Below are 12086 nucleotides of genomic sequence, written 5' to 3'. Positions count from 1 at the left end.
TCCGACTTCTTGCGGTATTCGTAACAGCCTTTGCAGCAATCCCGGGCGGATCGCATGAAGGGCAGATTGACCCTCGCTTCGATCCCGCATGTCGGCAGCATTCATCCCCTTCCTTTGGCCCGGACTGAGCCGCTATGATTGCGCCATTGCCCCGGAGGCAGCCGGCATGAGGCGGCGCGAGTTCACAGGATTCGTCGGCTGGACAATCGTCGGCTGGCCCTTGCTCGTGCATGCGCAGCAGGGCCAGAGCAAGAAGCGCATCGGTGTGTTGATCGCGCGTCCCGAAAACGACCCGGAGGGTGAAGGCTACATCACCGCCTTCCACCAGGCACTCGAGCAACTCGGATGGAAATCGAGCCACAACGTTGAGATCATCTATCGCTGGACCCCGGGCGACGTCCGTCTCGCCGAAGCCCTTGCGAAAGAGCTGGTCGCGGCCGGGCCCGATATCCTCGTGATCAATGCGACTGCGGGCGTTATCGCTGCGCGCGGCGTCGCGGGCACCATACCGATTGTCATGGTTGCGGTTGCCGATCCGGTCGCGCAAGGCTTCGTGCATAGTCTGGAGCGGCCTGGCGGCAGCATTACCGGATTTGCCGTCGAAGAACCCGAAATGGGAGCCAAGTGGGTCGAGTTGCTCAAAGAGATTGCGCCGAAGGTCAGGCACATCACCGCGATCTACAATCCCAACTCGTCTCCCTCTGCGGGAATGTTTTTGCCGGCCATGAAGAACGTCGAGGTGCCCCTTTCATTCGAGCTGGCAGTTTCCCAGGTTCGGACAGAGGACGATCTCGAGCGAGCCATCACAATTGCCGGCGGGCAGCAGGAAGGCGGTCTTGTCTTCCTGCCCGACAGCTTTACGTCGTCCCACCGTGATATGATTGCAAATCTGGTCGCCCGGCAAGGCTTGCCAGCCATCTATTCGACCCCGGCCTTCGTCAAAAGCGGCGGCCTTATCGGTTACGGCTTCGACCGCGCCGACATATTCCGGCGTTCGGCAGGCTATGTGGATCTCATCCTCAAGGGTGAAAAGCCGTCTCAACTCCCGGTGCAGATGCCGACAAAGTACGAATTGGCGATCAATCTCAGGGCCGCCAAGGCCCTGGGACTTTCAGTTTCGCCAACCTTGCTTGCGCGTGCCGACGAAGTCATCGAGTGAGCGCACGCAAGGGAGCAGCGGCAAGCTTACTTCCGCATCATTTGCCGCAGTTCGGTCTTCAGCACCTTGCCGTAATTGTTCTTCGGCAAGGCGTCGAGATAGACGTAGCGCTTGGGCCGCTTGAAGCGCGCAATCGAGGCAAGGCAATGCGCGTCGAGCTTGGCGTCGTCCCCCGCAATGCCCTGTTCCAGTACCACGCAGGCGACGACGATCTCGCCCCAATCGGGATCGGGGACGCCGATCGCGGAGACCTCGCGCACGTCCGGATGCGTCAGAAGCGCCTCCTCCACCTCGCGCGGATAGATATTGGTGCCGCCTGAGATGATGACGTCCTTGGATCGATCCGAGAGTGTCAGGAAACCGTCCTCATCGAGCCGTCCAACGTCGCCGGTGCGCAGCCAGCCGTCCTTGAGCGTTTCGGCGTTGGCTTGGGGATTGTTCCAGTAGCCCAGCATGACGGCGGTGCCCTTGGCTTCGACTTCGCCGGTCTCGCCGGGCGGCAGCAGCTCTCCATCTCGGCCGGTGATGCGAACCGACATCACGCTCTGCGCCGTGCCGACGGACGCCAGCCGCTCCAGATAACGCGGATGGTCGGTGTGTCCGTGCCATTCCCGGCTCAGCGCGGTGATCGTCATCGGCGATTCACCCTGGCCGTAGATCTGCACAAAGCGCTGGCCCATGGTCGCGATCGCATCGCGGATGTCGGCGAGATACATCGGGCCGCCGCCGTAAATGATGGTGCGAATCCCCTCGCCATGGACGCCGCGGCGCCTGGCGGCATCGACCAGGCGACGGACCATGGTGGGCGCGGCAAACATCACGACATTGTCGAGCTGCCGGCCGAGATTGAGCACTTCATCCGGATCGAAACCGCGGGATTCCGGGATGACATGCCGCCCGCCCGTGCGGACATGCGGAAAGTTATAGAGGCCGGCGCCGTGCGAAATCGGCGCGGCGTAAAGCGAGGCGTCGTTGGGTGTCGCATGATCGACATCGGCGAGATAACACATCGTCATCGCCACCAGATTGCCGTGGCTCAGCATCACGCCCTTCGGCCGGCCGGTGGTGCCCGAGGTGTAGAACAGCCAGGCGAGGTCATCGACCTCGCGCTCGACCGGCTGGCGCGCACCCTCGCCTTCGCGCAGTGCCCGATAGGCCTGGCTCTCGACCGACAGCGTTCTCATACCTTCAGGCAGATCGCCTTTCGCTTCCACCAACGCTTCGACGGTGTCGTCGGAAACCAAGGCCAGTTTCGCCCCGGCATCGCTGCATATCCACGCCGCCTCGCGGCCATGGAGCTTGGCATTGATCGGAATTGCGACCGCGCCCATCCACCAGATGCCGTAAAGGCATTCGAGGTATTGGGTGCAATTGGTCGAAAACAGCGCGACGCGATCGCCGGGCGCAATCCCGTAGTCGCGCGGCAATGCCGAAGCGATCGCCGCCGAGCGCCGCGCAAAGGTTTTATAGTCCGCGTCAAGATCGAAGCCGGTCAGAAGCGCCGGGGCTGAGGGGCGAACACGCGCCGTTGCCGCGAGCCATTCGGCGACGTTCATCGCTCACCCCTTTGAGGACAACTACTTCGCCGGCTCCAGCACCGAGACATAGTTGGCGACAGCGGCCCCTCCCATGTTGAAAATGCCGCCGAGCTTTGCGTCTCTGATCTGCATCCCCTCTGGCGCCTGGCCCAAAAGCTGCATCGCCGTCATCACATGCATGGAAACACCGGTGGCGCCGATCGGGTGGCCCTTGGCCTTCAATCCGCCGGACGGATTGATCGGCAGCTTGCCGTCCTTCTGCGTCCAGCCTTCCTTGATCGCTCGCGCGCCCTGCCCGCGCGGCGTCAATCCCATCGCCTCATACTCGATCAATTCGGCGACCGTGAAGCAGTCGTGGGTTTCGACAAAGGAAAGATCGGAGAGCCTGATGCCGGCCTTTTGCAGCGCGCGGGCCCAGGCGACGCTGCAACCTTCGAATTGCAGGATGTCGCGCTTGGACATCGGCAGGAAATCCTGGGCATGGGCTACGCTGCGGAAATTGACCGCCTTGCCCATCGATTTGGCGGTTTCCGCATCCGCCATGACCAGCGCGGCCGCGCCGTCCGACACCAGCGAGCAATCGGTGCGCTTCAAGGGACCTGCGACGAACGGATTCTTCTCGCTTTCGGCGCGGCAGAATTCGTAGCCGAAATCCTTGCGCATCTGCGCATAGGGGTTGGAAACGCCATTCTTGTGGTTCTTCGCCGCGATCATCGCCAGTGCATCCGACTGATCGCCGTATTTCTGGAAATAGGCCTGCGCGATCTTGCCGAACACGCCGGCGAAACCGCCAGGCGCATCGCCGTCCTCGGCAAGATATGATGCGCGCAACAGGTTGCGGCCGATCTCGGCTGCAGGCGTCCGCGTCATCTGCTCCACGCCGACCACGAGCACGATCTTTGCCGCGCCCGCGGCGATGGCCCGGATGCCCTGATGAACGGCGGCGGAACCGGTGGCGCAGGCATTCTCGACGCGTGTGGCCGGCTTGAACCGCAAATTCGGATCGGCCTGCAGCACCAGCGCTGCGGTGAAGTCCTGCGGCGAGAAGCCGGCGTTGAAATGACCAAGCACGATCTCATCGACATCCGCGGCGGCAACGCCGGCGTCAGCCAACGCTTCATTCGCTACCCGGACCACCAGACTCTCCACCGTCTCCGCATCGAACTTGCCAAACGGCGTATGCGCCCATCCGACGATACTGGCAGTCATGGTTTCTCTCCCGCACAAGGTTCAGGCGACGAACTTACCACCAAGTTCCTCGTCGATGTGAATCCGGATAATATCGTCAAAGGTCTTTTCGGCCGTCGTGAAGCCGAGTTCGCGCGCCCGCCGGGCGTCGAAATTGCGCGGCCACCCGGCGACAATACCCGCGATGAAAGCATCGGGCTCGCGCCTGATGCGCGCGGCGACCTTCTCGCCGGCGACGCGCTTGAGGGCTGCGATCTGTTCGCCGACGGTTGCCGACAGGCCGGGCATGGTGAGGTTTCGGCGCGGACCGATAGCGGCCGTGTCCATGGTTGCGGCATGAATAAGGAAGCCCACGGCCGAACGCGGCGAGGCGTGCCAGTGCCGCACGTCTTCCGACACCGGCAAAATCGCTTCCTTGCCGGAAAGCGGCTCGCGCAGGATGCCGGAGAAAAATCCCGAAGCCGCCTTGTTGGGAAGCCCCGGCCGGATGCAAATGGTCGGCAGGCGGATGCCGACGCCCTCCATGAATCCGCGGCGCGAATAATCCGCAAGCAAAAGCTCCCCGATCGCCTTCTGGGTGCCGTAGCTCAAAAGTGGCGTCGTGAAGAACTCATCCCCGATCGCCTCGGGAAATGGCGCTCCGAATACCGCGATCGACGAGGTGAAAACGACCCTCGGCTTGTAGGAGCTCCCCGTTAGCCTGATCGCATCGAACAGCATGCGCGTGCCGTCGAGATTGATGCGATAGCCCTTGTCGAAATCGAGTTCCGCTTCGCCGGAAACGATCGCCGCCAGGTGGAAGATCACGTCGGGGCGATTGGCGAGGAGTTTTTCGGCAACACCAGGCACGGCGAAATCGCCGGCCGAAACCTCGACTGGAAAGCCGACCTTCTTAGGCTTCTTCGCCGCCACCACGTCGTGCAGCGTCATTTTAGTGATGGCGTCTTTGCCAAGCCTGCCGTCAGTGACGAGGCGATCAACCAATTTGCGGCCGACCATGCCGGCCGCTCCGAAAACCAGAATATGCAAGACCCACTCCTTATGTGTGGTTCATCGTCGCGCAGTGCTCGTTGTTGCGCCCTCTCCCTTTGCGGGAGAGGGCAGCACCGGATCCGCGACATACTCACTCGGGGTGAGGGTTAGCAACGCAATCTCGCTCTCGCAAAGAAGGACCCCTCACCCGGCGCCTTCGGCGCCACCCTCTCCCGCAGGGGGAGAGGGTTAGTTTCGCGTACGCGGTAGCAACTATGTTCACCTCGCGACTGCCGTCGCACTATTTATTCCTTGACGGCTCCGGTCATCGCCGACACGTAGTGCTCGACAAAGAACGCGTAAAGGATCACCAGCGGCAGCGAGCCGACCAGCGCGCCCGCCATCAGCGAACCCCATCGATAGATATCGCCGTCGACGAACTCGTTGACGATCGCGACCGGCACGGTCTTGTTCGGCGTCGATTGCAGGAAGGTCAGCGCGTAAATGAATTCGTTCCAGCAAAGCGTGAACGAGAAGATGAAGGCCGAGATCAGGCCGGGGACCGCTAGCGGCACGACGATGCGCGTGAGAATTTGCCAGCGCGAGGCGCCGTCGATCAGGGCGCATTCCTCAAGCTCGTAAGGAATGGTCTTGAAATATCCCATCAACAGCCAGGTCGAGAACGGCACCAGCAGCGTCGGATAGACCAGGATCAGCGACAGCGGCGAGTCGAACAGGCCATAGGCCTGGATCACGGAAGCCAGCGGAATGAACAGGATCGAAGGCGGCACGAGGTAGGCAAAGAAGATCAGCACGCCAACGGTGTCGGCGCCCTTGAAGCGCAGCCGCACGATGGCATAGGCGGCAAGCACGCTCGCGAAGATCGACAATGTCGTGGCGCCGACCGCGACATACATCGTATTCCAGAGCCAGCGCGGGTACTGGGTCTCGAACAACAGCTTGCTGATGTGCTTGAACGTCGGATGAACCACCCAAAACGGATTATAGGTGTTCATGTCGATCAACTGTTCGTCCGGTTTGATCGCCGTCAGCGCCATCCAGTAGAACGGGAACAGCAGCACCAAAAGGATGATGGCCAGCGGCAGATAGAGTGTCACCAAGCGGCGCGGCAACGATTCCAGATAGCTCATGCCCTCGGTATCGTCACCATGGGCAACCCTGACTTTGGCTTCGAGCGCGGAATCAGTCATTGCTCGATCCTTGCTGCCACTTGCGGCGTTGCATGCCGAACCAGGAAATCGCGATCGCCGCGAGCAGGAACGGGATCATGGCGGTCGCAACTGCCGCGCCTTCGCCGAGGCGGCCTGAGATGATGCCGCGCTGATAGCTCAAGGTCGCCATCAGATGCGTGGCATTCACCGGGCCGCCGCGCGTCAGCGCCCAGATCAGCTGGAAGTCGGTGAAGGTAAACAGCACCGAGAACGTCATCACCACCGCGATGATCGGGGTCAGGAGCGGATAGGTGATGTAACGGAAGCGCTGCCAGTTGGTGGCGCCGTCCAGCGTTGCGGCTTCATAGAGCGACGGCGAGACCGTCTGCAGGCCGGCCAAAAGCGTGATCGCGACAAAGGGAACGCCGCGCCAGATGTTGGCGAAGATCACGCTGGCACGCGCCCAGTTCGTATCGCCGAGGAAATTGATGTTGTGGTCGATCAAACCGAGCTTGATCAGCGACCATGAGATGATCGAGAACTGGGAGTCGTAGATCCACCAGAACGCGATCGCCGACAGCACGGTCGGCACGATGAAGGGGATCAGCACGATCGAGCGGATGATCGCCTTGAACGGCATGTGCCGGTTCAACAGTAGCGCAAGATAAAGGCCGATTGCGAATTTGATGGCGCTCGCGACGATGGTGTAGAGCAGCGTGTTGAAAACCGAGAGCCAGAAAATCGCGTCATCCCAGAGCCACTCGTAATTCTCAAGGCCGATGAAACCGCCGCCGCGACCGATCCGCTCATCGGTGAAGCTCATCCAGACACCGAGGCCGAGGGGATAGGCGAGGAACAGGATGAGGAATGCCGCGGCCGGCAGCATGAACCAAAGCGCCAGGAGATTGCGGTTGTGCTTGAGCCGCGACCACAGCGGCGGCGTCTCGACGCTCGCCGCCGGCACGGGCACGGATGTCTGAAGGGTTGTCATCTCGCTCCAATTCCACTCCCGGGGAAATATGCCCGGCCGTGCATTTGTATCAACGCGGGCACGCCACCCGGATTTCCATTAGATAGAGGCCGGCGCGCCTGGCGTGGTGGATTTGGCATTCGCTTCAGATTCGCCGCGGGTCCTCAAAGCGAATGTCAAATCCAAAACCACACCAGAATTGATATTTTACAGTGTCCTTTTGGTTCTGACATTCGTAAATGAACCCGCCGCGACAATAATACGAATGTCAGAACCGGGACACTGACCGCGCCAGCGCTCCATCTTACCTGAAGATGCGCTTGGCGGAGCGCTCCGCCGAGGCCATCGCGGTTTTCACATCCTCGCGACCGGTACAGTAATTTGCAAACATGTCGACCACGACGAAGTCGGCAATCGCAGCCGCGGCGTTTTCGCTCATCTGGCCGAGGCCCGCAGGCGTCAGCGATGTTTCGGCGACGTCGCGGAACGGCGTGTTTTTGGGATCGGCGGCCCAGATCGGGTTCTTGTTGAAGCCAAGCAGGAACGGCGAAAGGTAACCCTGGGAGGCCTCGACCCAGGGATTCATCTGATCGGGGTCGAGCATGAAGGCGGTGAAGGCTTTGCAGGCCTGCGGGAATTTGGTGAAGTTAAAGACCAGGATCGGAAAACCGAGATTGAGTTCCCGGGTCTTTCCATCCACACCCGCAGGGAGATGCGCGTGGTTCATGTCCTCGGCGATCTGCGGATTTTCCCTCTTCGCTGTGACGTAGATCGAAATACCGTTAACGGTCAGGAAAAGCTGACCGGCCAGGAAAGCCTTGTTGTTGGAACTGTCGTTCCAGGACGCGGTGCCCGGAATGAAGTTGTCGTAAAGGCCCTTGACGTATTCGAGCGCCTTGGCCGTTTCCGGCGAATTGATCACCACCTTGTTGTTGGCGTCGATCAAATTGCCGCCGTGCGCCCACAAGGCCCAGTGCAGCCAGGTGTTGGCGTCGCCGGAAGCGTGTCCGAGCGCCATGCCGGCCGGCGTGCCGTTCTTGTTCAGGCCCTTGATCAGATCGGCAAAGCCGGCGAGGTCTTTCGGGAACTCCTTGTGACCCGCCTTTTCCATCGCGGCGATGCGGTAATTCGGCAGAGCGCCGGTCGCGGCAACCGGAACGCCGATCCACTTGCCTTCGAGCTTGCCGTAGGCCTCGCCCGATTTGGACCAGCCACCGCCTTTTTTTCCGACGTAATCGGCTACATCGGTCATGTCGGCGACCTTGGTCGGGAACAGGAACGGGAGCGAATAGAGACCCCAGACGATATCGAGGCCCTGCCCGACATTGGCAGCAACCGACGCCTTGGGCTGGACGTCCTCATAGGATTCGTTGGAGACGTTGATGGTCACGCCGGTCGCCTTCTGGAAGGCATCGACGATCTTCAGGAACGCGACGTCCTCGGCCTCTACAAAGCGCTTCCAGCGCAACAGGTTGATCCTGGCTCCGGCTTCCGGCTTCCACGGTGCGCTCTGTGCCCAGGCCTTTGCATAGCCCAGCAATTGCTCGCTCGACATGGTGGCCGCGACCGCGAGCAGGCCGCCGCCGCTCTTGAGCAAGGACCGCCGATCCAGTGTAAAATGGCTCATCGTCTCACTTCTCCCTGTTTGATTGGTCCGTAGATCGACCAATCGCTTTTTGCCAAGTTTATAGCCGCTTGCCGGTCGCGTCATCGAACAGATGCACGAGCGACGGATTCGGCTTCAGCCGGATCCTGTCACCCGGATTGAACTGATGGCGCTCGCGAAATACCGCGACGACCTGCTCGCCGCCGAGGGTGGCGAACACCTGCGTTTCCGATCCGGTCGGCTCGACCACCACGATCTCGGCTTCCGCGCCGTCATCGGCAATCGTGAAATGCTCAGGCCGCACACCATAGACTGCGGGGCGACCGACCGAATTGGCCGGCGCTTTCGCGAGCGGCAGTTTGACGCCGTTGGGACCCTCGAAAACCGCGCTGCCGTTAACCCTGATGCTGCCTTTGAGGAAATTCATCGCGGGCGAGCCGATGAAGCTTGCAACGAACTGGTTGTCCGGCCGGTCGTAAAGTTCGAGCGGAGAGCCGATCTGCTCGACGATACCATCATGCATCACCACGATCTTGTCGGCCATCGTCATGGCCTCGATCTGGTCGTGCGTCACATAGACAGTGGTGGTCTTCAGCCGCTGATGCAGTTCCTTGATTTCAGTACGCATGGCCACGCGCAATTTGGCATCGAGGTTCGACAACGGCTCGTCGAACAGGAACACCTGGGGGTCGCGCACGATCGCGCGTCCCATCGCAACCCGCTGGCGCTGCCCGCCGGACAATTGCCGTGGGTAGCGGTCAAGCAGCGGCGTCAGTGCCAGGATTTCCGCCGCGCGCTTGACGCCCTTCTTGATCTCGGCCGGGTTCGCTCCCCGCAGCCTGAGCGAAAATCCCATATTGTCGGCGACCGTCATATGCGGATAGAGCGCGTAGTTCTGGAACACCATGGCGATGTCACGCTCTTTCGGCTGGACATTGTTGACGACGCGCTCGCCGATCGAAATAGTGCCAGAGGTGATGTTTTCCAGTCCCGCAAGCATCCGCAACAGGGTCGACTTGCCGCAGCCGGAGGGGCCGACCAGCACAACAAATGCGCCGTCTTCGATCGGTATCGTGACGCCGTGCAAGACCTCAAAGCCGCCAAACGATTTCCGCACGTCGCGGATATGCACAGACGACATGAACTTCCTCCCGAAAACGCTTGCGGTCACCGGCAAAGCCGCAGCGACCCTCTATTTGAACGGCGTCATATCAGACTTTTTCGCTTGAGTCCTTGGATCAAAGTCGTAGGCGATGACGGCCCGTCCCGAGCCGTTGCGAAGCCTGCGGTGGCATGCGAACATTGGCCGCCAACAAGAAGATTACGCACAAGAATAAAGCGTGTGCGCTGCGGGAGAACCCATGAACAAGCCGCCAACCGGTGTCACAAAGCGCAAACTCCGTTCCAGCGAGTGGTTCAACAACCCCCACAACCCCGGAATGACGGCGCTCTACCTCGAGCGCTACCTTAACTACGGCCTGACGCGGGAGGAACTGCAATCCGGCAAGCCGATCATCGGCATCGCCCAGACCGGCAACGATCTGTCGCCGTGTAACCGTCATCACATCGAACTGGCGCATCGGGTTCGGGAGGGAATCCGGGCGGCCGGCGGTATCGCGATGGAATTTCCGACCCACCCGATCCAGGAGACTGGCAAGCGCCCGACCGCGGCGCTCGACCGGAACCTGGCCTATCTCGGGTTGGTCGAGATCCTGTTCGGTTATCCGCTCGACGGCGTGGTCCTGACCACGGGCTGCGACAAGACGACGCCGGCCTGCATGATGGCGGCGGCCACCGTCAACCTGCCGGCCATCGTGTTGTCCGGCGGACCGATGCTCAACGGCTGGCACAACGGCCAGCGCACCGGTTCCGGCACCGTGGTCTGGAAGGCGCGCGAGCGTTTTGCCACCGGCGAAATCGACTACGAGGAGTTCATGACCATCGTCGCCTCGTCGGCACCCTCGATCGGTCATTGCAACACCATGGGCACCGCCTCGACCATGAATTCGCTTGCCGAGGCATTGGGCATGTCGCTGCCGGGCTGCGCGGCGATTCCTGCGCCCTACCGCGAACGCGGCCAGATCGCCTATGAGACCGGCAAACGCATCGTCGAGATGGTTTGGGAGAATCTCAAACCCTCCGACATCCTGACGCGGAAAGCTTTCGAAAACTGCATCGTCGTCAATTCTGCGATCGGGGGTTCGACCAACGCGCCGATCCATATCAACGCACTCGCTCGCCATATCGGCGTGGAACTTTCGATCGACGATTGGCAGAAGCTCGGCCACCAGATTCCGCTTCTGGTCAACATGCAGCCGGCCGGGTTCTACCTCGGCGAGGAATTCCACCGCGCCGGCGGCGTGCCGGCGGTGGTGCGCGAATTGATGAAGCAAAGGCGCATCCACGAAGACGCGATGACGGTGAACGGCCGCACCATGGGCGACAATTGCCGTGAGGCTGCTCCGCCCGATGGCGATGTCATCTGGAGCTACGACAAGCCGCTGGTGAAGGATGCCGGCTTCCTCGTCCTGCGCGGCAATCTCTTCGATTCCGCCATCATGAAGACCAGCGTGATCTCGAAGGAGTTTCGCGACCGTTATCTTTCAAATTCGAAAGACCCGAACGCGTTCGAAGGACGCGCGATCGTGTTCGAGGGGCCGGAGGATTACCACGCGCGGATCGACGATCCCTCGCTCGACATCGACGAGCACTGCATCCTGTTCGTGCGCGGCACCGGCCCGATCGGCTATCCCGGCGGCGCCGAGGTCGTGAACATGCAGCCGCCCGCAGCCCTGATCAAACGCGGCATCCTGTCGCTGCCCTGCATCGGCGACGGCCGCCAGTCCGGCACGTCCGGATCGCCATCAATCCTCAACGCCACGCCGGAAGCCGCCGCCGACGGGGGGCTCGCCATCCTCAAGACCGGCGACAAGGTTCGCATCGACCTCAACAGGGGCGCCGCCAACATCCTGATTTCCGATGACCAGGTGAAGAAGCGGCGCGCCGAACTGAAAGCCAGGGGGGGCTTCCCCTACCCGGCGAACCAGACGCCCTGGCAGGAACTCTATCGCTCGACCGTCGGCCAGCAAGCCACCGGCGCCTGCATGGAGTTCGCTACCCGCTACCATGACATCGCCGGCCGGGTCGGCGTGGCGAGGGATAATCATTAGGCGCGACACGTCATCGCGAGCGAAGCAGTCCAACAGTCATTCCGGGACGGTCCGCAGGACCGGACCCGGAATCTCGAGATTCTCAGGCGCGCAATTGCGCACCATAGTTCGACGCTGCGCGTCGCCCCGGAATGACTGGATTGAATCTATTTAAGCCGCGATATTGAGATTGCCGCCGACGCCGGGTCCGACATTGGCGAGCGACAGGCTTTGCTGGGCCGAGCCGAGCAGCGTCAGGACCGACGACTTTTCGCTATCGAGATTCTGCTTCATCACCGCGGTCGCAACCTGCTGCTGAACCGCCCCCGCCT

10 protein-coding genes are annotated in these 12086 nt (G+C 61.4%); 2 read left to right on the top strand and 8 right to left on the bottom strand.

Features of this window, described 5'->3' with window-relative positions; all coding sequences use genetic code 11:
* Positions 1-166: 166 nt before the first annotated feature.
* The gene (locus tag VNX23_RS26795; RefSeq protein WP_325634585.1) at positions 167-1159 is read left to right on the top strand and encodes an ABC transporter substrate-binding protein; all 993 of its coding nucleotides are present in this window, start codon (positions 167-169) and stop codon (positions 1157-1159) included.
* Positions 1160-1185: 26 nt separating this feature from the next.
* On the opposite strand, the gene VNX23_RS26790 is transcribed toward VNX23_RS26795, so the two are convergent.
* From VNX23_RS26790 to VNX23_RS26760, 7 genes are all read right to left on the bottom strand, one after another.
* On the bottom strand, positions 1186-2715 hold the full coding sequence (locus tag VNX23_RS26790) for an AMP-binding protein (RefSeq protein WP_325634584.1): 1530 nt from the start codon (positions 2713-2715) through the stop codon (positions 1186-1188).
* A gap of 21 nt (positions 2716-2736) precedes the next feature.
* Entirely contained in the window at positions 2737-3906 is a 1170-nt protein-coding gene (locus VNX23_RS26785) for an acetyl-CoA acetyltransferase (RefSeq protein WP_325634583.1), read from the bottom strand.
* A gap of 21 nt (positions 3907-3927) precedes the next feature.
* Positions 3928-4914: a D-erythronate dehydrogenase gene (gene denD / locus VNX23_RS26780; RefSeq protein ID WP_325634582.1), complete on the bottom strand. Its 987-nt coding sequence runs from the start codon at positions 4912-4914 to the stop codon at positions 3928-3930.
* A gap of 248 nt (positions 4915-5162) precedes the next feature.
* The gene (locus tag VNX23_RS26775) at positions 5163-6068 is read right to left on the bottom strand and encodes a carbohydrate ABC transporter permease (RefSeq protein ID WP_325634581.1); all 906 of its coding nucleotides are present in this window, start codon (positions 6066-6068) and stop codon (positions 5163-5165) included.
* Positions 6061-7020, bottom strand: a complete 960-nt coding sequence (locus VNX23_RS26770; RefSeq protein WP_325634580.1) for a sugar ABC transporter permease — start codon at positions 7018-7020, stop codon at positions 6061-6063. The genes VNX23_RS26775 and VNX23_RS26770 overlap by 8 nt, the downstream gene beginning before the upstream one ends.
* 283 nt (positions 7021-7303) lie before the next feature.
* Positions 7304-8626, bottom strand: a complete 1323-nt coding sequence (locus VNX23_RS26765) for an ABC transporter substrate-binding protein (RefSeq protein ID WP_325634579.1) — start codon at positions 8624-8626, stop codon at positions 7304-7306.
* A gap of 58 nt (positions 8627-8684) precedes the next feature.
* Positions 8685-9746 (bottom strand): sn-glycerol-3-phosphate ABC transporter ATP-binding protein UgpC, encoded by a 1062-nt coding sequence (locus tag VNX23_RS26760; RefSeq protein WP_325634578.1) that lies wholly within the window; start codon positions 9744-9746, stop codon positions 8685-8687.
* A gap of 220 nt (positions 9747-9966) precedes the next feature.
* Here VNX23_RS26760 and VNX23_RS26755 point away from each other — a divergent pair, with 220 nt between their 5' ends.
* Positions 9967-11775, top strand: coding sequence for an IlvD/Edd family dehydratase (locus tag VNX23_RS26755; RefSeq protein WP_325634577.1), 1809 nt, complete (start codon positions 9967-9969; stop codon positions 11773-11775).
* Positions 11776-11925: 150 nt separating this feature from the next.
* On the opposite strand, the gene VNX23_RS26750 is transcribed toward VNX23_RS26755, so the two are convergent.
* Positions 11926-12086 (bottom strand): YjfB family protein (locus tag VNX23_RS26750; protein WP_325634608.1); only part of this gene is annotated, 161 nt, incomplete at its 5' end.

This window comes from Bradyrhizobium sp. (assembly GCF_035570375.1).
Lineage (GTDB): Bacteria > Pseudomonadota > Alphaproteobacteria > Rhizobiales > Xanthobacteraceae > Bradyrhizobium.
The sequence above is the reverse complement of the archived record's forward strand: the minus strand, read 5'-3'. Positions and strand labels throughout refer to the sequence as shown.

Excerpts from the sequence above, each read along its gene's own strand:
- VNX23_RS26760 (WP_325634578.1), bottom strand. The coding sequence starts at position 9,746 with ATGTCGTCTGTGCATATCCGCGACGTGCGGAAATCGTTTGGCGGCTTT.
- VNX23_RS26790 (WP_325634584.1), bottom strand. The coding sequence starts at position 2,715 with ATGAACGTCGCCGAATGGCTCGCGGCAACGGCGCGTGTTCGCCCCTCA.
- VNX23_RS26755 (WP_325634577.1), top strand. The coding sequence starts at position 9,967 with ATGAACAAGCCGCCAACCGGTGTCACAAAGCGCAAACTCCGTTCCAGC.
- VNX23_RS26785 (WP_325634583.1), bottom strand. The coding sequence starts at position 3,906 with ATGACTGCCAGTATCGTCGGATGGGCGCATACGCCGTTTGGCAAGTTC.
- VNX23_RS26770 (WP_325634580.1), bottom strand. The coding sequence starts at position 7,020 with ATGACAACCCTTCAGACATCCGTGCCCGTGCCGGCGGCGAGCGTCGAG.
- VNX23_RS26765 (WP_325634579.1), bottom strand. The coding sequence starts at position 8,626 with ATGAGCCATTTTACACTGGATCGGCGGTCCTTGCTCAAGAGCGGCGGC.
- VNX23_RS26775 (WP_325634581.1), bottom strand. The coding sequence starts at position 6,068 with ATGACTGATTCCGCGCTCGAAGCCAAAGTCAGGGTTGCCCATGGTGAC.
- VNX23_RS26795 (WP_325634585.1), top strand. The coding sequence starts at position 167 with ATGAGGCGGCGCGAGTTCACAGGATTCGTCGGCTGGACAATCGTCGGC.